20 protein-coding genes are annotated in these 23792 nt (G+C 62.0%); 19 read left to right on the top strand and 1 reads right to left on the bottom strand.

Annotation, left to right across the window (positions count from 1 at the left end; translation table 11 throughout):
• The first annotated feature begins 69 nt into the window (after window positions 1-69).
• The 12 genes from BM059_RS07365 (at window position 70) to BM059_RS07305 (ending at window position 13199) form a co-directional block, all read left to right on the top strand.
• Window positions 70-2298, top strand: coding sequence for an NADP-dependent isocitrate dehydrogenase (locus BM059_RS07365; RefSeq protein ID WP_074937705.1), 2229 nt, complete (start codon window positions 70-72; stop codon window positions 2296-2298).
• 104 nt (window positions 2299-2402) lie between these two features.
• Entirely contained in the window at window positions 2403-2843 is a 441-nt protein-coding gene (locus BM059_RS07360; protein WP_074937704.1) for an NUDIX hydrolase, read from the top strand.
• Between the two features lie 161 nt (window positions 2844-3004).
• Window positions 3005-4117, top strand: coding sequence for a tRNA 2-thiouridine(34) synthase MnmA (gene mnmA / locus BM059_RS07355; RefSeq protein ID WP_074937702.1), 1113 nt, complete (start codon window positions 3005-3007; stop codon window positions 4115-4117).
• Entirely contained in the window at window positions 4114-4734 is a 621-nt protein-coding gene (gene hflD / locus BM059_RS07350) for a high frequency lysogenization protein HflD (protein WP_074937701.1), read from the top strand. Before mnmA ends, hflD begins: the two co-directional genes overlap by 4 nt.
• Before the next feature lie 2 nt (window positions 4735-4736).
• Window positions 4737-5600 (top strand): DMT family transporter, encoded by an 864-nt coding sequence (locus tag BM059_RS07345; RefSeq protein ID WP_074937699.1) that lies wholly within the window; start codon window positions 4737-4739, stop codon window positions 5598-5600.
• A 148-nt stretch (window positions 5601-5748) separates the two neighbouring features.
• Window positions 5749-7119: an adenylosuccinate lyase gene (gene purB / locus BM059_RS07340; protein ID WP_074937698.1), complete on the top strand. Its 1371-nt coding sequence runs from the start codon at window positions 5749-5751 to the stop codon at window positions 7117-7119.
• A 78-nt stretch (window positions 7120-7197) separates the two neighbouring features.
• Window positions 7198-8364, top strand: a complete 1167-nt coding sequence (locus tag BM059_RS07335; protein WP_074937696.1) for a ribosomal protein uL16 3-hydroxylase — start codon at window positions 7198-7200, stop codon at window positions 8362-8364.
• Complete coding sequence (locus BM059_RS07330) at window positions 8357-8782, top strand: GNAT family N-acetyltransferase (protein ID WP_074937694.1); 426 nt, start codon at window positions 8357-8359, stop codon at window positions 8780-8782. Before BM059_RS07335 ends, BM059_RS07330 begins: the two co-directional genes overlap by 8 nt.
• Before the next feature lie 8 nt (window positions 8783-8790).
• A complete protein-coding gene (locus tag BM059_RS07325; RefSeq protein WP_074937693.1) occupies window positions 8791-9432 on the top strand; it encodes a DUF7931 domain-containing protein in 642 nt (213 codons plus the stop codon).
• Window positions 9429-10238, top strand: a complete 810-nt coding sequence (locus BM059_RS07320; protein WP_074937691.1) for a secretin N-terminal domain-containing protein — start codon at window positions 9429-9431, stop codon at window positions 10236-10238. Before BM059_RS07325 ends, BM059_RS07320 begins: the two co-directional genes overlap by 4 nt.
• 555 nt (window positions 10239-10793) lie before the next feature.
• Window positions 10794-12389 (top strand): isocitrate lyase, encoded by a 1596-nt coding sequence (locus BM059_RS07310; protein WP_036999433.1) that lies wholly within the window; start codon window positions 10794-10796, stop codon window positions 12387-12389.
• A 147-nt stretch (window positions 12390-12536) separates the two neighbouring features.
• Window positions 12537-13199 (top strand): hypothetical protein, encoded by a 663-nt coding sequence (locus tag BM059_RS07305; RefSeq protein WP_074937689.1) that lies wholly within the window; start codon window positions 12537-12539, stop codon window positions 13197-13199.
• A gap of 45 nt (window positions 13200-13244) precedes the next feature.
• Here BM059_RS07305 and BM059_RS07300 read toward each other — a convergent pair whose 3' ends face one another.
• Entirely contained in the window at window positions 13245-14642 is a 1398-nt protein-coding gene (locus BM059_RS07300) for a pectin acetylesterase-family hydrolase (RefSeq protein ID WP_074937687.1), read from the bottom strand.
• A 585-nt stretch (window positions 14643-15227) separates the two neighbouring features.
• Between BM059_RS07300 and BM059_RS07295 the strand changes: the two genes are divergently transcribed.
• From BM059_RS07295 to nuoH, 7 genes are all read left to right on the top strand, one after another.
• Complete coding sequence (locus tag BM059_RS07295; protein ID WP_013715479.1) at window positions 15228-15641, top strand: NADH-quinone oxidoreductase subunit A; 414 nt, start codon at window positions 15228-15230, stop codon at window positions 15639-15641.
• A 10-nt stretch (window positions 15642-15651) separates the two neighbouring features.
• Window positions 15652-16329 carry a NuoB/complex I 20 kDa subunit family protein gene (locus tag BM059_RS07290; protein WP_074937685.1) on the top strand — a complete coding sequence of 226 codons (678 nt, stop codon included), beginning with the start codon at window positions 15652-15654 and terminating at the stop codon, window positions 16327-16329.
• A gap of 63 nt (window positions 16330-16392) precedes the next feature.
• On the top strand, window positions 16393-18174 hold the full coding sequence (nuoC, locus tag BM059_RS07285; protein ID WP_074937683.1) for an NADH-quinone oxidoreductase subunit C/D: 1782 nt from the start codon (window positions 16393-16395) through the stop codon (window positions 18172-18174).
• 1 nt (window position 18175) lies between these two features.
• Window positions 18176-18670, top strand: coding sequence for an NADH-quinone oxidoreductase subunit NuoE (gene nuoE, locus BM059_RS07280; protein WP_036999423.1), 495 nt, complete (start codon window positions 18176-18178; stop codon window positions 18668-18670).
• Complete coding sequence (gene nuoF, locus BM059_RS07275) at window positions 18667-20013, top strand: NADH-quinone oxidoreductase subunit NuoF (protein ID WP_074937681.1); 1347 nt, start codon at window positions 18667-18669, stop codon at window positions 20011-20013. The genes nuoE and nuoF overlap by 4 nt, the downstream gene beginning before the upstream one ends.
• A 58-nt stretch (window positions 20014-20071) precedes the next feature.
• Window positions 20072-22795: an NADH-quinone oxidoreductase subunit NuoG gene (nuoG, locus tag BM059_RS07270; RefSeq protein WP_074937680.1), complete on the top strand. Its 2724-nt coding sequence runs from the start codon at window positions 20072-20074 to the stop codon at window positions 22793-22795.
• Window positions 22792-23784 (top strand): NADH-quinone oxidoreductase subunit NuoH, encoded by a 993-nt coding sequence (gene nuoH, locus BM059_RS07265; protein WP_036999419.1) that lies wholly within the window; start codon window positions 22792-22794, stop codon window positions 23782-23784. The genes nuoG and nuoH overlap by 4 nt, the downstream gene beginning before the upstream one ends.
• The last annotated feature ends 8 nt before the right edge of the window (window positions 23785-23792 follow it).

The raw sequence follows: 23792 nt of genomic DNA, 5'->3' as shown, positions 1-23792 counted from the left end.
GGGCTCAAGCGCCTACCCGTGCAGGTCGAGTTTCTATGCGCGCTCAGCAAAGAAGAGAGTTAACCCTAAATGTCCACCCCTTCGAAGATCATCTACACCTTCACCGACGAAGCTCCGGCCCTTGCTACCTATTCGCTTCTGCCCATTGTAGAAGCCTTTGCCGCATCGGCTGACATCTCCGTTGAAACCCGCGACATCTCTCTTGCTGGACGGATCCTGGCAAGCTTTGCCGACCGCCTGGACGCCGACAAACGCATCGATGACGACCTGGCCAAGCTGGCCGAACTGACTCTGCAAGCCGACGCCAACATCATCAAGCTGCCGAACATCAGTGCCTCCGTCCCACAGCTCAAGGCCGCGATTGCCGAGCTGCAGGCTCAGGGCTACAACATTCCTGGCTTCCCGGAAGATCCGCAGAGCGAAGAAGACAAAGAAGTTCGCGCCCGCTACGCGAAGATTCTGGGCAGCGCCGTAAACCCGGTTCTGCGTGAAGGCAACTCCGACCGTCGCGCGCCTGCTGCGGTCAAGGCTTACGCCCGCAAGCATCCGCACAGCATGGGCAAATGGAGCATGGCTTCGCAGTCCCACGCCGACTACATGCGCGGCGGCGACTTCTTCTCCAGCGAGCAATCGATCACCATGGCCAAGGCCGGTGACGTGCGCATCGAGTTCGTCAGTAAGGACGGCAAGGTCGAAGTCAAGAAACAGCTCGCCCTGCAGGAAGGCGAAGTGTTCGACAGCATGTTCATGAGCTGCGGCAAGCTGCGTGACTTCTTCGAGAAGACCCTGCAAGACTGCAAGAACACTGGCGTGATGTGGTCCCTGCACGTCAAGGCGACCATGATGAAGGTCTCCCACCCGATCGTCTTCGGCCACGCTGTCAGCGTTTACTACAAGGACGTGTTCGACAAGTACGGCGACCTGTTCAAGGAACTGGGCGTCAACCCGAACAACGGCATCAGCAGCGTCTACGACAAGATCAAGTCGCTGCCCGCTTCCCAGCAGGAAGAAATTCTCCACGACATCCACGAGGTTTACGCCCATCGCCCGGAAATGGCCATGGTCGACTCGGTCAAGGGCATCACCAACCTGCACATCCCGAGCGACGTCATCGTCGACGCCTCGATGCCGGCGATGATCCGTAACTCCGGCCAGATGTGGGGCAAGGACGGCAAGCAGAAAGACACCAAGGCCGTCATGCCTGAGAGCACCTACGCTCGCATCTATCAGGAAATGATCAACTTCTGCAAAACCAACGGTGCCTTCGACCCGACCACCATGGGCAGCGTACCGAACGTTGGCCTGATGGCGCAGAAAGCCGAAGAATACGGCTCCCACGACAAGACCTTCGAAATGACCGCCGACGGCACCATGCGCGTCGTCGCTGCCGATGGCACCGTGCTGATGCAGCACGAAGTCGAAGCCGGCGACATCTGGCGCGCCTGCCAGACCAAAGACGCGCCGATTCGCGACTGGGTCAAGCTGGCCGTTACCCGCGCTCGTCAGTCCGGCACCCCGGCCATCTTCTGGCTGGACCCGGAGCGCGCTCACGACCGCGAGCTGCAGAAGAAAGTCGAGCTGTACCTCAAGGATTACGACCTGAGCGGTCTGGACATCCGCATGATGGGCTACAACGAAGCCATCCGCGTTTCCATGGAGCGCATGATCCGTGGCCAGGACACCATCTCGGTGACCGGTAACGTACTGCGTGACTACCTGACCGACCTGTTCCCGATCATGGAGCTGGGCACCTCGGCCAAGATGCTGTCCATTGTTCCGCTGATGGCGGGTGGCGGCATGTACGAAACCGGCGCCGGCGGTTCGGCTCCGAAACACGTACAGCAGCTGGTCGAAGAGAACTACCTGCGCTGGGATTCCCTGGGCGAGTTCCTGGCCCTGGCCGTGTCGCTGGAAGAAACCGGCATCAAGACCAACAACGCCAAAGCCAAGGTACTGGGCAAGACCCTGGATCAGGCCACCGGCAAGCTGCTGGACAACAACAAGTCCCCGGCGCGTAAGGTCGGCGAGATCGACAACCGTGGCAGTCACTTCTACCTGGCGCTGTACTGGGCTCAAGCCCTGGCCGAACAGAACGATGACGCAGGGCTGAAAGCTCACTTCGCGCCGCTGGCCAAGCAACTGACCGAGCAGGAAGCGACCATCGTTGGTGAACTGGCTGCCGTACAGGGCAAACCGGTCGAAATCGGTGGCTACTACCGCTCCAGCCCTGAGCTGACCAGCAAGGTGATGCGCCCGAGCGCCACCTTCAACGCCGCTCTGACCGCACTGAATGCCTGATAAGGCCCAGGTGTAAAAAGAACCCCGGCCTTGTGCCGGGGTTTTTCATGGATATAGATAATTTCCAGGGCTTCATCCAGCAAATAATCTTTGAGAGAGCGAATATGGACTGGCAACCCCAAATCACCGTCGCCACGGTCATCGAAGACCAGGGGCGCTTTCTCTTCGTCGAAGAGTTCAAGGCAGGCCGTATGGTGCTCAATCAGCCCGCCGGCCACCTGGAAGCCCATGAGTCGCTACGCCAAGCCGCGTTGCGCGAAACGCTCGAGGAGACCGGCTGGGAGGTGGAGCTCACCGCCCTGCTCGGCATCTATCTCTATACCGCGCCGAGCAATGGCGTTACCTATCAGCGCATCTGCTTCATCGCCCGCCCCGTGCGCCACGACCCAGAACGCGAGCTGGACAGCGATATCAGCGGCATTACCTGGTTGACGCGCGACGAGCTGGCAGCCCAGCCCGAACGCTGGCGCAGCGAGCTGGTGTTGCAATGCGTGGATGACTGCCTGGCCGGCGTCAGCGGGCCGCTGGAGCTGCTGCGCGATTGATTACGAGTGCATGCCGTAAGCCAGGGGAGCCGTATGCATAGCGCCCCTGCTATCGGCGGCAACATAGAAAGCTGCCATGCCCGTCCCGGATTTCATCCGGGCTACGCTCGTGGGCTTTCTGGTAAACTCGACGGCTTTTCAGGCTTCACTCGCAGATTCCCATGCAAGCACCTAGCACCCAACGCGTGATCGTCGGCATGTCCGGCGGCGTCGATTCGTCCGTTTCCGCCCTGCTGCTGATGGAGCAGGGTTACCAGGTCGAAGGCCTGTTCATGAAGAACTGGGACGAAGACGACGGCACCGAGTACTGCACCGCCATGGACGACCTGGCCGACGCTCAGGCCGTATGCGACCGCATCGGCATCAAGCTGCACACCGCCAACTTCGCCGCGGAATACTGGGACAACGTGTTCGAGCACTTTCTGGCCGAATACAAGGCCGGCCGTACGCCGAACCCGGACATCCTGTGCAACCGCGAAATCAAGTTCAAAGCCTTCCTCGACTATGCCCTGAGCCTCGGCGCCGACCTGATCGCCACCGGTCACTACGTGCGTCGCCGTGACGTCGACGGCCGTACCGAGCTGCTCAAGGGCCTGGATCCGAACAAGGACCAGAGCTACTTCCTGCATGCCGTCGGCGGCGAGCAGATCGCCAAGACCTTGTTCCCGGTCGGCGAGCTGGAAAAGCCACAGGTGCGCACCATTGCCGAGAAGTACGAACTGGCCACGGCGAAGAAGAAGGACTCCACTGGTATCTGCTTCATTGGCGAACGCCGCTTCAGCGACTTCCTCAAGCAGTACCTGCCGGCCCAGCCGGGCGATATCGAGACCACCGAGGGCCAGGTCATCGGCCGTCACCACGGTCTGATGTACCACACCATCGGTCAACGCCAAGGCCTGGGTATCGGCGGCCTCAAGGATGCCAGCGATGATCCCTGGTACGTGCTGCGCAAGGACCTGACGCGCAACGTGCTGATCGTCGGCCAAGGCAACGAACACCCCTGGCTGTTCTCCCGCGCCCTGCTCGCTTCGGACATCTACTGGGTCAACCCGCTGGACCTGAGCAGCCCGCGCCGCCTGACCGCCAAGGTGCGCTACCGCCAGAGCGACCAGCGCTGCACCCTGGAGAAGACCGAGAACGGCTACCGCGCCGTGTTCGACGAGCCGCAGCGCGCCGTCACACCGGGCCAGTCCGTGGTGTTCTACGATGGCGAAGTGTGCCTCGGTGGCGGCGTGATCGAAGTCGCCGAAGCCTGGTACGAGGACGCCCGATGAGTCCGATTCAGGAGCAGTTGGTCGCCCTCGGCGCCGTCTTCGAAGCAGCAGTGCTGGCGGACAAGATCGCTCGCACCGGCCAGGTCAGCGAAGCCTCGATGGGCTGCATGCTCGGCAGCCTGCTGGCACGCGACCCGAAAAGCACGCTGGACGTGTACGGCGGCGACGACCTCAATCTGCGTGATGGCTATCGTGCACTGATCAGCTCGCTGGAGCGCAACCCATCGGCCCTGCAGCGCGAGCCGCTGCGCTATTCGCTGGCGATGATCGGCCTGGAGCGCCAACTGGACAAGCGTGGCGACATGCTGCAGGTCATGGGCAGCCGCCTGGATCAGATCCAGCAACAGGTCGAGCACTTCGGCCTGGTTCATGACAACGTCATCGCCGGCTGCGGCGGCCTGTATCAGGACACCATCAGCACCTTCCGCCAGCGCATCCAGGTGCATGGCGACATGCGCTTTTTGCAGCAGCCGAACAATGCCGCGAAAATCCGCGCCCTGTTGCTCGCCGGCATCCGCTCGGCACGCCTGTGGCGCCAGTTGGGCGGTCATCGTTGGCAACTGGTGTTCAGCCGCAGCAAGCTGCTCAAAGAACTCTACGAGCTAACTCGAAGCTGACCATGGAACCCGCCAGCCGCAGCGTCAAACCCCTTCAGGGTGCCCTGCTGCTGGCGCTCTCGGCCTTGCTGTTCGCCTTTACCGGCGTCGGCATCCGCGAGATATCCGCCAGCGTCAACAATGAGTCGGTGGTGTTCTTCCGCAACCTGGTCGGCGTGCTGTTCTTCCTGCCCTTGCTGTTGGTGCGCGGCGTTCGCCCGCTACGCACGACGCGGCTGAAATCCCATCTGTGGCGCACCACCTACGGCCTGGCGGCGATGTACTGCTTCTTCTACGCCATCGCCCACCTGCCGCTAGCCGATGCCATGCTGTTCACCTATTCGGCGCCGGTGTTCACCCCGCTGATCGCGCATATCTGGCTCAAGGAGCCGCTGACTCGGCGCATGCTGGTCAGCAGCCTGATCGGGCTGTGCGGCGTGTTGCTGGTGGCCAAGCCCAGCGCTGCGCTATTCGAAGGCCCCGCCCTGATCGGCCTCGCGGCCAGCCTGCTGGCAGCCTTCGCCTTCGTGTCCATCCGTGAAATGAGCGACAGCGAGCCAGCGACGCGCATCGTGTTCTATTTCTCACTGTTCAGCGCCCTGTTCTCCGCCATCCCGCTGACTTGGAGCTGGCAACCGCTAGACGCCAACCAGCTTGGCTGGCTGCTCGGCATCGGCCTGCTGGCCACCGCCAGTCAGCTCATCATGTCGCGCGCCTACGGCCTGGCCCCGCCAGGGCTGATTGGCCCCATCGCCTACCTGGCCATCGTCTTCGCCGGCCTCATCGCCTGGCTGCTCTGGGGCGAGACGCCAGACAGCCTATCGCTGCTCGGCGCGGCACTGATCTTCGCCGCCAGTCTGTTATCGGTCGCCAGACGCCGGGCATAGGCGGCCAAACGCTGGTTTTCATGTATGATGTGCGCCCTTTTCGTCAGAGGTCGTCCAGGTGCCTGAGCTAGAGCCTGCTTCATCGAAGCAGACGCAATGCGCAGTGACCCAGGATGGCTTTTCAGCCCGACAGCCCGAGAACGCCTACATGCAGCTTTCCTCGCTCACCGCGGTTTCCCCCGTCGACGGCCGCTACGCCGGCAAAACCAGCGCCCTGCGCCCCATCTTCAGCGAATACGGCCTGATCCGTAGCCGCGTACTGGTCGAAGTGCGCTGGCTGCAGCGTCTGGCTGCCCATGAAGGCGTCCCGGAAGTCGCACCCTTCTCCGCCGAAGCCAACGCCGTACTCAACGAGCTGGCCGAGAACTTCGCGGTCGAGCACGCCGAGCGCGTGAAAGAGATCGAGCGCACCACCAACCACGACGTGAAAGCCGTGGAGTACCTGCTCAAGGAGCAGGCGGCCAAGCTGCCGGAGCTGGACAAGGTCAGCGAGTTCATCCACTTCGCCTGCACCAGCGAGGACATCAATAACCTGTCCCACGCCCTGATGCTGCGCGAAGGCCGTGACAACGTGATACTGCCGCTGATGAAGCAACTGGCAGGCGCCATCCGCGAGCTGGCAGTCAAGTTTGCCGATGTGCCGATGCTCTCGCGCACCCATGGCCAGCCGGCTTCGCCGACCACCCTGGGCAAGGAATTGGCCAACGTCGTCTATCGCCTGGAGCGCCAGATCACTCAGGTCGCCGCCGTGCCACTGCTGGGCAAGATCAACGGCGCCGTGGGCAACTACAACGCCCACCTGTCGGCCTACCCGAGCATCGATTGGGAAGCCAACGCGCGTCAGTTCATCGAAGGTGATCTGGGGCTGACCTGGAACCCCTACACCACTCAGATCGAACCACACGACTACATCGCCGAGCTGTTCGACGCCATCGCCCGTTTCAACACCATCCTGATCGACTTCGATCGTGATGTGTGGGGCTATATCTCCCTCGGCTACTTCAAGCAGAAGACCGTCGCTGGCGAGATCGGCTCCTCGACCATGCCGCACAAGGTCAACCCGATCGACTTCGAGAACTCCGAAGGCAACCTGGGTATCGCCAACGCGATCTTCCAACACCTGGCCAGCAAACTGCCGATCTCCCGCTGGCAGCGCGACCTGACCGACTCCACCGTGCTGCGCAACCTGGGCGTCGGTTTCGCTCACAGCGTTATCGCTTATGAAGCCAGCCTCAAGGGAATCAGCAAGTTGGAGCTCAATGCTCAGAAAATTGCTGAAGATCTGGACGCCTGCTGGGAAGTGCTCGCCGAGCCGATCCAGACCGTCATGCGTCGCTACGCCATCGAGAATCCGTACGAGAAGCTCAAGGAGCTGACCCGCGGCAAGGGCATCAGCTCCGAGGTCCTGCTGGCCTTCATCGACGGCCTGGACATGCCAGCCCCCGCCAAGGAAGAGCTCAAGCAACTGACCCCGGCGAACTATATTGGCAACGCCGTGGCCCAGGCCAAGCGTATCTGAACGTAACCAGCCTCGAGGACGCCCGGCTGAGCCGGGCGTTTTTGTTTTAAGGTTTTTATCTATTTCAAGGGCTTACTGATGAATCCTGATACTCCGCTGCAATTGCTAGGCGGCCTCACAGCCCGTGAATTCCTGCGCGATTACTGGCAGAAGAAGCCGCTGCTGGTACGCCAGGCGATCCCGGACTTCGAAAGCCCGATCAGCCCGGACGAACTGGCCGGCCTGGCGCTGGAAGAAGAAGTCGAGTCGCGCCTGGTGATCGAGCACGGTGAACGCCCCTGGGAACTGCAGCGCGGCCCGTTCAACGAAGACACCTTCCAGGATCTGCCCGAGCGCGACTGGACGCTGCTGGTGCAAGCCGTCGACCAGTTCGTCCCGGAAGTGGCCGAGCTGCTGGAGGACTTCAAGTTCCTGCCCAAGTGGCGCATCGACGACCTGATGATCAGCTTCGCCGCCCCCGGTGGCGGCGTCGGCCCGCATTTCGACAACTACGACGTATTCCTGCTGCAGGCTCACGGTCATCGCCGCTGGCAAGTTGGCCAGATGTGTGACTCCGACAGCCCGCTGCTACCCCACGCCGATCTGAAGATCCTGGCGCAATTCGAACCAACCGATGAATGGGTGCTGGCACCCGGCGACATGCTTTACCTGCCGCCATGCCTCGCCCACTGTGGCACCGCTGAGGATGATTGCATGACCTATTCCGTGGGCTTCCGCGCGCCGAGCGCCGCTGAAGTACTGACCCATTTCACCGATTTTCTCGGCCAGTTCCTGCCCGACGAAGAGCGTTACAGCGACGCCGACATTCAGCCGAGCGAGGATCCCAACCAGATCCAGCGCGACGCCCTGGAGCGCCTCAAGGCCCTGCTCAATGAGCACATGAGCGACGAGCGCCTGCTGATGACCTGGTTCGGCCAGTTCATGACCGAACCCAAGTACCCGGAGCTGGTTGCCGGCATCGAGATCGAGGAAGAAGGCTTCCTCGGCGCCTTGGAAGACGGCGCCATCCTCATCCGCAACCCCAGCGCGCGCATGGCCTGGTCGGAAGTCGGTGAAGACCTGGTGCTGTTCGCCAGCGGCCAGAGCCGCCTGGTTTCGGCCCGCCTGTGCCAGTTGCTGAAGCTGGTCTGCAGTGCCGATGCGCTACATGTGGAAAACCTCGGCGCCTGGCTGGCCGACGACGAGGGGCGTATCCTGCTGCTGGAGCTGGTCAAGCAAGGCAGCCTGGGATTTGCCGATGAGTGAGATCACTGTCCGTGTCGCGGACTGGCATAGGGACAATGCCGAGCTTCGTCGTATCCGCGACAGCGTTTTCGTCGCCGAGCAATCGGTACCGCCGGAACTGGAGTGGGACGCCGAAGATACCGACGCCGTGCATTTTCTCGCCGAGGAAGGCGACTATCCGGTCGGCACCGCGCGCTTGCTGCCCGATGGCCATATCGGCCGCGTTTCGGTGCTCAAGGACTGGCGCGGCCTGAAAGTAGGCGAAAAACTGATGCAAGCGGTGATTGCCGAAGCGGAAAAGCGCGGCCTGCATCAGCAAATGCTCACCGCTCAGGTGCACGCCACGCCGTTCTATGAAAGGCTAGGCTTCAGGATTGTCAGCGACGAATACCTCGACGCCGGCATTTCGCACGTGGATATGGTGCGCACCAGCCAGTAGAGGCCGTAATGGACAAACAAAATGCCCCGGTCGAAGCGATCGATACGCCAGAGCACAGCGAGCTGGCGGCCATCGAATTCGAATCACCGGGGCGTTTTGCCGTGCACAATCCAGAACCCGTCACCGCAGATGCCGCGCAATGGGAACCTGCACCCTTCGTTCTGGGCCAGCACGAGCGTCTGGAGCGATTCAGCCAGCCCCAGCAAGCGCGGGCTCACGTCCTAGCCCTGATCCAGCAGGCGCAGCGCAACCTGTGCCTGTACAGCGATGACCTGGAGCCTTGGCTCTATCACCACAGCAGCGTGCAACAGGCCTGCACCCGGTTCCTGCTGAGCAGCCCGCGGGCGCGCCTGCGCATCCTCCTGCGCGACCCGACTCGGGCCGTGAAGGAAGGCCATCGCCTGCTCGCCCTGTCACGCCGGTTGTCCTCCAACCTGCATATCCGCAAACTCAACCCGGACTACGCCAGCGAGGAACAGGCCTACCTGATCGCCGACGACAGAGGGCTGCTTCTGCGCCCTGAACTCGACCAGCAGTCCGGCTATACCCTGTACAACGATCCGTCGCGGGTGCGCCAACGTCAGGCCCAGTTCGACCAGGCCTGGGACACCAGCATCACCGACCCCGATCTGCGGAGCTTTCTGCTATGACCCTGCGCACGCTGTTCGCCGCCCTGCTTCTCGGCCTGTGCCTGCCGCTACATGCAGCCACTGAGGTGATCCCGCTGAATTACCGCACCGCCGACGACGTGCTCGGCGTGGTGCAGTCGATGCTTGGCAACGAGGGCAAGGTCAGCGCCTATGGCAACCAGCTGATCGTCAATGCATCACCGGCCAAGATCGGTGAAGTGCGCGTTTTGCTGCAACAACTCGACACTCGCCCTCGGCGCCTGCTGATCACCGTGGAAAGCACCGACAGCAATTATCAGAACGACCGTGGCTATCGCGTCGATGGCACCCTCAGCGCCGGCAACGCCGAGGTTCAGGTCGGCCGTGGCGAGGTGAATGGCCGCGACCAGGTGCGCATCATCCGCCGCAGTACCGACAGCCGTGGCGGTGGCACCCAGCAGGTACAGGCGACCGAAGGCTACCCGGCGCTGATTCAGGTCGGCCAGAGCGTGCCGCTGACCACCACCAGTAGCGGGCCTTACGGCCAGGTCTACCAGGACACCCAGTACCGCGACGTGACCCGCGGTTTCTATGTGACCGCCAGCCTTTCTGGCGAGCTGGTGCATGTATCCATCAACAGCCAGCGTGACCGGATCAATGACCATCGCCCCGGCGTCATCGACGTGCAAAGCACCGATACGCGCGTCAGCGGCCGTCTCGGCGAGTGGATCACCCTCGGCGGCGTCAGCCAGCAGACCAGCTCCAGCGGCAGCGACGTGTTGCGCCGACACACCACCCAGGGCCGCGAAGACATGTCGCTGCGCCTGAAGGTCGAAGCGCTCGACTGACACCCCCGACCAAAGTCGAAGCCCCTACCCCGACAAGTAGGATGGACAATCCACGCAACCCGCGAAATGCCTGAAACGCCCGCCCCATGGGCTGCAGCACGTGACTGCTCAGTCGCCGACTGAATATGTAGTAGTTTTAAAAAACCACTACAAAACGTTTGACGAAGCATTTTCCCAGAGGCATGATGGCCTCGCTCCCGCTAGCCAGGGGTCCTGAAAAGGATCTCCAGATCACCCCGAAGTACTTCGTGATGATCCGTGTCCCAACAGCCCACAAGGCCGTACGACGAGGTTGCGACTGGAACGAAGTTGTCCTGAGGGACGGGGAAGCGTTAGCGTCAAACAGCTCGAACACAGCAGGTGCCCAAGGTTTCCACGAGCCAGCCGGCCAACGCGATGTTCTCGAACTGTTCGCCACATCCCCCTCCTCGCGGGCAATCCTCGCCCCAGCCGTTTTCTTGTCGTCGAAGTGGAAGCCTCCCGCAGCCGTTGCATCCGTGCACGCATTGAGTGGGTAGTCGGTGCTCAACCAACACATTTTTTGAAGGATTGACCATGTCCGCATATCAAAACGACATCAAGGCTGTAGCCGCTCTGAAAGAGACGTTCGGCAGCAGCTGGAGCGCTATCAACCCCGAGTCCGTCGCCCGTATGCGCGCTCAGAACCGCTTCAAGACCGGTCTGGAAATCGCTCAGTACACTGCTGACATCATGCGCAAGGACATGGAAGAGTACGACGCCGACTCCTCCGTCTACACCCAGTCGCTGGGTTGCTGGCACGGCTTCATCGGTCAGCAGAAGCTGATCTCGATCAAGAAGCACCTGAAGACCACCAACAAGCGCTACCTCTACCTGTCCGGCTGGATGGTCGCTGCCCTGCGCTCTGACTTCGGCCCGCTGCCGGACCAGTCGATGCACGAGAAGACCGCCGTCTCCGACCTGATCGAAGAGCTGTACACCTTCCTGCGTCAGGCCGATAGCCGCGAACTGGACCTGCTGTTCACCGCTCTGGATGCCGCTCGCGAAGCTGGCGACCAGGCCAAGGCTGCCGAGATCCAGAAGCAGATCGACAACCACGAAACCCACATCGTGCCGATCATTGCCGACATCGACGCTGGCTTCGGTAACCCGGAGGCCACCTACCTGCTGGCCAAACGCATGATCGAAGCCGGTGCCTGCTGCATCCAGATCGAGAACCAGGTTTCCGACGAGAAGCAGTGCGGCCACCAGGACGGTAAAGTGACCGTTCCTCACGCCGACTTCCTCGCCAAGATCGCCGCCGTTCGCTACGCCTTCCTCGAGCTGGGCATCGATAACGGCGTGATCGTCGCTCGTACCGACTCCCTGGGCGCCGGCCTGACCAAGCAGATCGCCGTGACCAACGAGCCAGGCGACCTGGGCGACCTGTACAACAGCTTCCTCGATTGCGAAGAAGTTTCTGCTGCCGACCTGGGCAACGGTGACGTTGTGATCAACCGCGGCGGCAAACTGCTGCGTCCGAAGCGTCTGCCGTCCAACCTGTTCCAGTTCCGTGCTGGCACCGGCGAAGCGCGCTGCGTACTGGACTGCATCACCAGCCTGCAGAACGGTGCAGACCTGCTGTGGATCGAAACCGAGAAGCCGCACGTTGGCCAGATCGCGGCCATGGTCAACGAAATCCGCAAGACCATCCCGAATGCCAAACTGGTTTACAACAACAGCCCGTCCTTCAACTGGACCCTGAACTTCCGTCAGCAGGTATTCGATGCCATGGCTGCCGAAGGCAAGGACGTTTCCGCCTACGACCGCGCCAAACTGATGAGCGTCGAGTACGACGAAACCGAACTGGCCCAGGTTGCCGACGAGAAGATCCGTACCTTCCAGCGCGACGGTTCGGCTCAGGCTGGCATCTTCCACCACCTGATCACCCTGCCGACCTACCACACTGCCGCTCTGTCGACTGACAACCTGGCTAAAGGCTACTTCGCCGACCAGGGCATGCTGGCCTACGTGAAAGGTGTTCAGCGTCAGGAACTGCGTCAGGGTATCGCCTGCGTCAAGCACCAGAACATGGCTGGCTCCGACATCGGCGACAACCACAAGGAGTACTTCGCTGGCGAAGCTGCTCTGAAGGCCAGCGGTAAAGACAACACCATGAACCAGTTCCACTAAGAACGGTTCCTCCGCTGCGGACCACGCATCCGCAGCGGCCAATTGCCTAATCCGCCCCGGCTTGCCGGGGTTTTTTTCGCCTGCGTTTTCGCAAGCAAACCCTCCTCGCTGCTCCTAAGCTCAGATGACGCCCTGTGGAGCATGCCCATGCCCTCACCTCGTTCTATCCTGCTATTAGGCAGTTGCCTCCTGGCCGGCAGCGCTGCCCTGACCTGGTACTGGCAACGCCCCTCCACCGAAGAACACCCGAGCTTCGCTCCTGAGCAAGCAGCGCCATCTCAAACCACACAAGGCAACACCCCGCCTCCAGCGACAAACTTCAGTACGGCACAGCTGCAACTGCTGGCTCGCCCCGAGATCCAGCAACAGGAGCAGCGCCTGGCGTTTCATCAGCGCTACAGAGACTTCATCGAGCACGCACAGCAGCTCGACGCAGAAAAACGCGAAGCGCAGGCGCGGGAGCTGAGCCAAGGGCTAGACGCGATGGAACAGCGAGGGGAACTGGCACTGAGCGAAGCTCTGCTGCTGCAGATCGCCCTGATCAAAGCCGTCAGTGAGAACGAAACCGAGCAGAAAACACGCGCTGAAACATTGATAAAACGCTATCAGGCCATCAGCGCAGAGCGCGAAGCCAGACTGACGCAACAGCCGGATCCCAACTTCGAACGCTACAAAACCGAAGAAAAACGCATCGTCGAGCAAGTGCTGGCCCTGCAGAGCATTCCCGATGGACTCACTCGCGACCAGTATCTACGTCAACGCCTGCAAGAGGCGCGCGAGCGCAGCTACAGGCAGAGCCCGGAAAACTGAGCGCTACGGCAACCCAGGCCGCCGCAGCGCTGCCTTATCGCCGGATCAGAGCAACTGGTCCAGCAGGTAATAGAGCAGGTTGAAGGGCTTGTTGCGATCGGCCACGTCACTGCTTTCAGAGGCATCCAGTACCTGCCCACTGCCATTGAGGACGCTGCTGACGAAGTTGTCCAGCTGCAGGCTCTGCTCCTGAATGTCGGCATTGGCGAACTCGATGATGCTGGTGCAGTGGCTTTCGTTGACGTTGCGAAACTGCGGGAAATAACCACCGACATTGCCCAGGCTGGCCAGCTGGCTGCGCAGCCTTGTGGTGTCTGTCGCCCAGCGCTGTTTGATCAACGCCTCCCTGGTCGCTTGATCCGGCGCGCTGCCGATCTCTGGATAGAAGCGCTCGTAGGAATAGGACGAATAGTTCAGGTCCTGCCAGAAATGCGTATGCCCCATACGATCCCCCGGCAGGTTACTCGAAAGCGCCGAATACAGCGTGCCCAGGTCATTGCGATTGAAACCTGGCAAGCGCGCCTGCAGGTACTGCAAGGGGCCCTGAGGCGCGTCCAGGCCCCAGGCCTGACGGATAAACGTCTGCAGCGGATACGACGGGTACGCCTGATTGTCGCCGGCCAATGCGCTGTAGACCGGGCCGGAATCGTTGATCAGATAGCCCCGATCCGGGGCCATGTCCTGGCGCAGGTTGGCGTAATTGGTCAGGCTGCCCGCACCACCCGCACTGCATCCGGTGGTCAACATCTGCGTCGGCCGTGGCAGATTGTCCTTCAGCCAGCCCGCCACCGCGCGCATGTTACGCAGGCCGTTGTGGTGCCACACCAGAGGCTGATTCTGCCCCTGCGGGTCTTCATATATCGCCACCTTGTCACCGGAGTAGATATCACCGGTGCAATACGGCACGTAGACCATGTTCCAGTTCTGCGTCTTGACTCGCGTCCAGGGGTGCAAACGCACGACGAAGGGGCTGACCAGGCTGGCGCCCGGGTTGAGCAGCGACATGTAGTCATTGGCAATGCCATCCGGGTTGCGTGCGCCACGTATGCCACTTTGCCCGCTGCAACTGGCGTAGTCCCAACAGGCGCCGCCACCTTCCAGGTAGACGATGGTGTTGCGCGTGTTCGGTACGCGGTTGATGAAGAACTTGTAGGGCGAACCATTGCCGCACACCGCGCCGGTCTGCGGCGCCATCTGGATCGTTTGCCAGCCGTAGTAGTTGCCGGGCTTGAATCCGCTGTTGAAGCCGCTGGGGTTGGCCAAGAGCGGATAGGGACCGAGGCGTTGCGCAGGTGTCACCGGATTGTCGGCCTTGGGCGGTGACACCAGGTTGCTCAGACCCTGCCAGAAACTGTAATCCCCTAGCTCGGCACTGGCAGGTGCGCTGAGGGCCAACAGCAGAACGACAGGAATGACACGCGACGTAGACAAGACGACAGGCATGGCAAAACCCCTCATGTTGTTATGCGTACGAAGGGTCGGCATGCCCAGGCAGGGGCAACTTCGCAGACCCAGCGGATGGTGGGTACTGCTCGATTCGGTAGCGCATCGCTCTGCGGCGATTCATGCACGCTAGTACAAGATCGGAGAGTCGACATGCCTGGAAGAATAATAATTAGTGATAAATAACATCGTTTCTTATTCGATACAGGAATTTTCGTACAGTTGCTCTGCTGCTTTCGCCTTAGCACCAAAGTGGCAATGAAATGCTCATCTCGCCGAGGCTCATAAGTCGTCGAAATGAGGCAGATTAGTCAGGTGAATTAGGTGTGCGAATTGCGCAGTGTCAGCCCTGGACTATAGTCCTGAAGGTGCCTGACCAGACAGCTCGAGCAAGATCGATATGATCGAAAGAAGTCAATCACAAGCTCGACAGAAATGATCAATCTGCAAGAATAATTTTTCTTTGAAAAATTTACTTACAGGTTCCTTGCACATAGTATTGTATACACACTTTGCGTCAGCACCCTTGGTGGTGCTTGTCAGCTAATTAATTAAAAGCCGTTCCTTAGTTCAAGGAGTACCGGCATGCCTGATGCGGTAACGACCATGTCCCATAACTGGGCTTTTGCTGTGTTCTTGCTGGGTGTCTGTGGGCTCATCGCCTTCATGCTCGGTGTTTCCAGTCTGCTCGGCAGCAAGGCCTGGGGACGCAGCAAGAACGAGCCTTTCGAGTCGGGCATGCTTCCCACCGGCAGCGCGCGTCTGCGCCTGTCAGCAAAATTCTATCTGGTCGCGATGCTTTTCGTGATCTTCGACGTTGAAGCCCTCTATCTCTTCGCTTGGGCAGTCTCGGTACGCGAAAGCGGCTGGGCGGGCCTGATCGAAGCTACAGTTTTCATAGCAATTCTGTTGGCAGGTCTTGTCTATCTTTGGCGTATCGGCGCGCTCGATTGGGCTCCGCAGGGACGTCGCGAACGGCAGGCGAAGCTAAAACAATGAGGCTTTGGCGATGCAATACAAACTTACTCGGGTCGACCCGGATGCGCCCAACGAGGCTTATCCTATCGGCCAGCGGGAGGTCGTTTCCGACCCGCTGCTAGAGGATCAGGTTCACAAGAACATCTACATGGGCAAGCTCTCGGACGCGCTTAACGGCGCGGTCAACTGGGGGCGCAAGAATTCCTTGTGGCCGTACAACTTCGGTCTGTCCTGCTGCTATGTAGAGATGACCACGGCCTTCACCGCCCCGCACGACGTGGCGCGCTTCGGTGCCGAAGTCATTCGGGCATCACCCCGTCAGGCCGACTTCATGGTCATCGCCGGCACCTGCTTCATCAAGATGGCGCCGGTCATCCAGCGTCTCTATGAGCAGATGCTGGAGCCCAAGTGGGTCATTTCCATGGGTTCATGCGCCAATTCCGGCGGCATGTACGACATCTACTCGGTCGTTCAGGGCGTGGACAAATTCCTCCCCGTGGACGTCTACATTCCCGGCTGCCCGCCCCGTCCCGAGGCGTTCCTGCAAGGCTTGATGCTGCTGCAGGAATCCATCGGCCAGGAGCGCCGCCCGCTATCCTGGGTCGTAGGCGATCAAGGCGTCTACCGTGCCGAAATGCCTTCGCAAAAGGAACAGCGTCGCGAGCAGCGAATCGCCGTTACCAACCTGCGTAGCCCCGACGAAGTCTGAGCCGATGCTTGCCCGCGCAAGCGTCACGCCCACTTTCTACGTTGATCGACAGCGACCGAGACCATGACTCAAGACACCGTTGTGTCCATACCGCCTTACAAGGCTGACGACCAGGACGTCGTCGCCGAACTGCGCGCTCGCTTTGGCGACGACAGTTTCACCCTGCAAGCGACCCGCACCGGCGTGCCGGTGCTTTGGGTCGCCCGTGAGCGCCTGATCGAAGTGCTCACCTGCCTGCGCAACCTGCCGCGCCCCTACGTGATGCTTTACGACCTGCACGGCGTCGACGAGCGCCTGCGTACCCAGCGTCGCGGCCTGCCGGACGCCGACTTCACGGTGTTCTATCACCTGATGTCGCTGGAGCGTAATAGTGACGTGATGATCAAGGTGGCCTTGTCCGAGCGCGACCTCAACCTGCCCACCGCCACCGGTATCTGGCCCAACGCCAACTGGTACGAACGCGAAGTCTGGGATCTGTACGGCATCACCTTCACCGGCCACCCGCACCTGAGCCGCATCATGATGCCGCCGACCTGGGAAGGTCACCCGCTGCGCAAGGACTACCCGGCGCGCGCCACCGAATTCGATCCGTTCAGCCTGACCCTGGCCAAGCAGCAGCTTGAGGAAGAAGCCGCGCGATTCCGTCCCGAAGACTGGGGCATGAAACGTGGCGGCGAGCACGAGGACTACATGTTCCTCAACCTCGGTCCCAACCACCCGTCCGCACACGGTGCCTTCCGCATCATCCTGCAACTCGACGGCGAAGAGATCGTCGATTGCGTGCCGGAGATCGGCTACCACCACCGTGGCGCCGAGAAGATGGCCGAACGGCAGAGCTGGCACAGCTTCATCCCTTACACCGACCGCATCGACTACCTCGGTGGGGTGATGAACAACCTGCCCTACGTGCTCTCGGTGGAGAAACTCGCCGGCATCAAGGTGCCGGCCCGCGTCGATTTCATCCGCGTGATGATGGCCGAGTTCTTCCGCATCACCAGCCACCTGCTGTTCCTCGGCACCTACATCCAGGACGTCGGTGCGATGACGCCGGTGTTCTTCACCTTCACCGACCGCCAGCGCGCCTACAAGGTGATCGAGGCGATCACCGGTTTCCGCCTGCACCCGGCCTGGTACCGCATCGGCGGCGTCGCCCACGACCTGCCGCGCGGCTGGGACAAGCTGGTCAAGGAATTCGTCGACTGGCTGCCCAAGCGACTCGACGAATACGAGAAAGCCGCGCTGAAGAACAGCATCCTCAAGGCCCGTACCATCGGCGTGGCGCAGTACAACACCAAGGAAGCGCTGGAATGGGGCACCACCGGCGCCGGCCTGCGCGCCACCGGTTGCGACTTCGACCTGCGCAAGGCGCGCCCCTACTCCGGCTACGAGCATTTTGATTTCGAGGTGCCGCTGGCGGCCAATGGCGATGCCTACGACCGCTGCATGGTGCGCGTGGAAGAGATGCGCCAGAGCATTCGCATCATCGACCAGTGCCTGAAGAACATGCCGGAAGGCCCGTACAAGGCCGATCATCCGCTGACCACGCCGCCGCCGAAAGAGCGCACGCTGCAGCACATCGAAACCCTGATCACCCACTTCCTGCAGGTTTCCTGGGGCCCGGTCATGCCGGCCAACGAAGCCTTCCAGATGATCGAGGCGACCAAGGGCATCAACAGTTATTACCTGACGAGCGACGGCAGCACCATGAGCTACCGCACCCGGATTCGCACCCCCAGCTTCCCCCACCTGCAGCAGATCCCCTCGGTGATCCGCGGCAGCATGGTGGCGGACCTGATCGCCTACCTGGGCAGTATCGACTTCGTCATGGCCGACGTGGACCGCTGACATGAATACGCTAATTCAGACCGACCGTTTCACCCTCAGCGAAACCGAACGCTCGGCCATCGAGCACGAGATGCACCACTACGAAGACCCGCGCGCCGCCAGCATCGAAGCGCTGAAGATCGTGCAGAAGGCCCGCGGCTGGGTGCCAGACGGCGCCGCCGATGCCATTGGCGCGATCCTCGGCATTCCCGCCAGCGACGTCGAGGGTGTGGCTACCTTCTATAGCCAGATTTTCCGCCAGCCGGTCGGCCGCCACATCATCCGGGTGTGCGACAGCATGACCTGCTACATCGGTGGCCATGAATCCGTGGTCAGTGAGATGCAGAAGCAGCTCGGCATCGGCCTTGGCCAGACCACCAGCGATGAGCGTTTCACCCTGCTGCCGGTGTGCTGCCTGGGCAACTGCGACAAGGCTCCGGCGCTGATGATCGACGACGACACCTTCGGCGACATCCAGCCCGACGGCGTCGCCAAGCTGCTGGAGGCCTATCAATGAAAGCGCTCACCTCCATCGGCCCAGCCAACCGCATCACCCGCAGCGAAGAAACCCATCCGCTGACCTGGCGCCTGCGTGACGACGCCCAGCCGGTATGGCTGGAGGAATACCAGCAGAAGAACGGCTACGCGGCCGCACGCAAGGCACTGACCGAGATGGCCCAGGCCGACATCGTGCAGACCGTCAAGGAATCCGGCCTCAAGGGCCGTGGCGGCGCAGGCTTCCCCACGGGCGTGAAGTGGGGCCTGATGCCGGCCGACGAATCCATGAACATCCGCTACCTGCTGTGCAATGCGGACGAAATGGAACCCAACACCTGGAAAGACCGCATGCTGATGGAACAGCTGCCGCACCTATTGGTGGAAGGCATGCTGATCTCCGCGCGCGCGCTCAAGGCCTATCGCGGCTATATCTTCCTGCGTGGCGAGTACGTCGACGCTGCGGCCAACCTCAACCGCGCCATCGAGGAAGCCAAGGCCGCCGGCCTGCTCGGCAAGAACATCTTTGGCAGCGGCTTCGATTTCGAGCTGTTTGTACACACCGGCGCCGGCCGCTACATCTGCGGCGAAGAAACCGCGCTGATCAACTCACTGGAAGGCCGCCGCGCCAACCCGCGCGCCAAGCCGCCGTTCCCGGCTGCTGTCGGCGTGTGGGGTAAACCGACCTGCGTCAACAACGTCGAAACCCTGTGCAACGTGCCCGCCATCGTTTCGGGCGGTGTTGACTGGTACAAGGGCCTCGCCCGCCCGGGCAGCGAAGACCACGGCACCAAGCTGATGGGCTTCTCCGGCAAGGTGAAGAACCCCGGCCTGTGGGAACTGCCGTTCGGCATCACCGCCCGCGAGCTGTTCGAGGACTACGCTGGCGGCATGCGTGACGGCTACACGCTCAAGTGCTGGCAGCCTGGCGGCGCCGGTACCGGCTTCCTGCTGCCCGAGCACCTTGAGGCGCAGATGTACGCCGGGGGCATCGGCAAGGTCGGCACGCGTATGGGCACCGGCCTGGCGCTGGCGGTGGACGACTCGATCAACATGGTCTCCCTGCTGCGCAACATGGAAGAGTTCTTCGCCCGCGAGTCCTGCGGCTGGTGCACACCGTGCCGCGACGGCCTGCCGTGGAGCGTGAAGATCCTCCGCGCCCTGGAACGTGGCGAAGGCACCCGCGAAGACATCCAGACCCTGCTCGGCCTGGTCAATTTCCTCGGCCCGGGCAAGACCTTCTGTGCTCACGCGCCAGGCGCCGTGGAGCCGTTGGGCAGTGCCATCAAGTATTTCCGTGACGAGTTCGAGGCCGGCGTGGCCCAGGTGGCGACTACGCCTCGCACGCCAGCGACCGCGAGCTGAACAGACGAATTCCCTTAGCCAGCCGCTTTAACCAGCGGGTAAACGAAGACTTAAAGAAATGGCCACTATCCACGTAGACGGCAAAGATTTCGAAGTCGATGGTGCAGACAACCTCTTGCAGGCCTGCCTGTCCCTCGGACTCGATATCCCCTACTTCTGCTGGCACCCGGCGCTTGGCAGCGTCGGGGCGTGCCGCCAGTGCGCGGTCAAGCAGTACAACGACGAGAACGACACCCGTGGTCGTATCGTCATGTCCTGCATGACGCCTGCCACCGACAACACCTGGATCAGCATCGACGACGAGGAATCCAAGGCGTTTCGCGCCAGCGTCGTCGAATGGCTGATGACCAACCACCCGCACGACTGCCCGGTGTGCGAGGAAGGCGGTCACTGCCACCTGCAGGACATGACGGTGATGACCGGGCACAACGCCCGCCGCTATCGCTTTACCAAGCGGACTCATCAAAACCAAGAGTTGGGCCCGTTTATCGCCCACGAGATGAACCGCTGCATCGCCTGCTACCGCTGCGTGCGCTACTACAAGGACTACGCTGGCGGCACCGACCTCGGCGTCTACGGCGCGCACGACAACGTGTACTTCGGCCGCGTCGAGGACGGCACGCTGGAAAGCGAATTCTCCGGCAACCTGGTCGAGGTCTGCCCGACCGGCGTGTTCACCGACAAGACCCACTCCGAGCGCTACAACCGCAAGTGGGACATGCAGTTCGCCCCGAGCATCTGCCATGGCTGCTCCAGCGGCTGCAACATCAGCCCCGGTGAGCGCTACGGCGAACTGCGCCGCATCGAGAACCGCTTCAACGGCTCGGTGAACCAGTACTTCCTCTGTGACCGTGGCCGCTTCGGCTATGGCTACGTCAACAACGCAGATCGCCCGCGCCAGCCGCTGCTGGCTGGCCAGGCCATCGGCATCGATGCTGCGCTGGACAAGGCCGCCGAGCTGCTCAAAGGCAAGCGTGTGATCGGCATCGGCTCGCCGCGTGCCAGCCTGGAATCCAACTTCGCCCTGCGCGAACTGGTGGGTGCCGACAACTACTACAGTGGTATCGCTGCGGGCGAGCTGGAGAACATCCGCCTGATCCGTGACATCCTGCAGAACGGCCCGCTGCCAACGCCGACTCTGCGCGACGTCGAGCTGCACGACGCTATCTTCGTCCTCGGCGAAGACCTGACCCAGACCGCTGCGCGCATGGCCCTGGCCCTGCGTCAGGCAGTCAAGGGCAAGGCCACCGAGATCGCTGCCGGCGCGCGGATTCAGGACTGGCACATGGCGGCCGTGCAGAACGTCGCCCAGCACGCCCTGCATCCGCTGTTTATCGCCAGCGTCGCGGAAACCCGCCTGGATGACGTGGCCGCCGAAAGCGTGCACGCCGCGCCGGCCGATCTGGCTCGCATCGGTTTCGCCGTGGCCCACGCCATCGACCCGAGTGCCCCGGCTGTCGACGGCCTGGAAGCCGAAGCGCAAGCGTTGGTACAGCGCATCGCCGACGCCCTGCTCGCCGCCAACCGCCCGCTGATCGTCTCTGGCGCCTCGCTGGGCGACAAAGCCCTGATCGAAGCTGCCGCCAACATCGCCAGTGCACTGAAGAACCGTGAAAAGAACGGCTCGCTGAGCCTGGTAGTACCCGAGGCCAACAGCCTGGGCCTGGCACTGCTTCTGGATAAAGAGCAGGGCGGCGACTCCGTCGATGCCGCACTGCAAGCCCTGAATGGTGGCCAGGCCGATGCCGTGATCGTGCTGGAAAACGACCTGTACCGCCGCGCCGATGCCGCCAAGGTCGATGCGGCGCTCAGCACTGCGCAGACGGTGATCGTCGCCGATCACCAGCGCACCGCCACCAGCGAACGCGCCCACCTGCTGCTGCCGGTGGCCTCCTTCGCCGAAGGCGACGGCACCCTGGTCAGCCTGGAAGGCCGCGCCCAGCGCTTCTTCCAGGTCTATGAGCCGAGCTACTACGACGCTGACATCCTGATCCGCGAAGGCTGGCGCTGGCTGCATGCCCTGCACAGCACCCTGCAAGGCAAGGCCGTGGACTGGACGCAACTGGATCAGGTCACAGAGGTCTGTGCCGCAAGCAACCCGCTATTGGCCGGCATCAAGGACGCCGCGCCGAGCGCCTCGTTCCGTATCAAGGGTCTCAAGCTCGCCCGCGAGCCGCACCGCTACAGCGGCCGCACTGCCATGCGCGCCAATATCAGCGTGCACGAGCCGCGTCAGCCGCAGGATCAGGACACCGCCTTCGCCTTCTCCATGGAAGGCTATTCAGGCAGCAAGGAAGATCGGCAGCAGATTCCGTTCGCCTGGTCGCCGGGCTGGAACTCGCCACAGGCCTGGAACAAGTTCCAGGACGAGGTCGGTGGTCATCTGCGTGCCGGCGACCCCGGCGTGCGCCTGCTCGAAGCCGCCGGTAACGCCCTGCCCTGGTTCGCCGTGAATGCAGCGTTCAATCCGGCAGCCGGCACCTGGCAGGTGGCGCCACTGCACCACCTGTTCGGCAGCGAGGAAAACTCCGCACGCGCCAAACCGATCCAGGAACGCATACCCGAGCCGTACGTGGCCCTGGCTCGTGAGGAAGCGGCACGCCTGGGCGTGAACGACGGAGCACTGCTGGCCCTGCGCGTCAACGGTCAGGCGCTGCGCCTGCCGCTGCAGGTGCGTGATGATCTGGCCGTCGGCCTGGTCGGTCTACCGGTTGGCTTGCCGGGCATTCCGGCAGCAGTCGCCGGTGCCAGCGTGACCCTGCTGCAGGAGGCCGCGCAATGAGCTGGTTGACGCCCGAACTGATCGAGATCGTCATTGCGGTACTCAAGGCCATCGTCATCCTGCTGGTGGTGGTGGTCTGCGGCGCGCTGCTGAGCTTCATCGAGCGCCGTCTGCTCGGCTGGTGGCAGGATCGTTACGGCCCCAACCGTGTGGGGCCGTTCGGCATGTTTCAGATCGCCGCCGACATGATCAAGATGTTCTTCAAGGAGGACTGGACGCCGCCGTTCGCCGACAAGTTCATCTTCATCCTGGCGCCGATGATCGCCTTCTCGGCGATGCTGATGGCCTTCGCCATCATCCCGATCACCCCGAACTGGGGCGTGGCGGACCTGAACATCGGCATCCTGTTCTTCTTCGCCATGGCGGGTCTTTCGGTGTATGCCGTGCTGTTCGCCGGCTGGGCAAGCAACAACAAGTTCGCCCTGCTCGGTGCCTTGCGTGCTTCGGCGCAAACCGTGTCCTACGAAGTGTTCCTGGCCCTGGCGCTGATGGGCGTGGTGGCGCAGGTCGGCTCGTTCAACATGCGCGACATCGTCGATTACCAGGCGCAGAACCTGTGGTTCATCATTCCGCAGTTCTTCGGCTTCTGTACCTTCTTCATCGCTGCCGTCGCCGTGACTCACCGTCACCCGTTCGACCAGCCGGAAGCCGAGCAGGAGCTGGCCGATGGTTACCACATCGAATACGCCGGGATGAAATGGGGCATGTTCTTCGTTGGCGAGTACGTGGCCATCGTCACCGTGTCCGCCTTGCTGGTAACGCTGTTCTTCGGTGGCTGGCACGGCCCGTTCGGCATCCTGCCGCAGATTCCGTTCTTCTGGTTCGCGCTGAAAACGGCCTTCTTCATCATGATCTTCATCCTGCTGCGCGCGTCGATCCCACGTCCGCGCTATGACCAGGTCATGGCCTTCAGCTGGAAGTTCTGCCTGCCGCTGACCCTGATCAACCTGCTGGTGACCGGCGCCGTCGTGCTGGCCACGGCCCAGTAAGGAGAACC

Origin of the sequence: Ectopseudomonas composti, assembly GCF_900115475.1 — a bacterium.
Taxonomy (GTDB): Bacteria; Pseudomonadota; Gammaproteobacteria; order Pseudomonadales; family Pseudomonadaceae; genus Aquipseudomonas; species Aquipseudomonas composti.
This window is presented reverse-complemented; position numbering and strand designations above follow the sequence as displayed.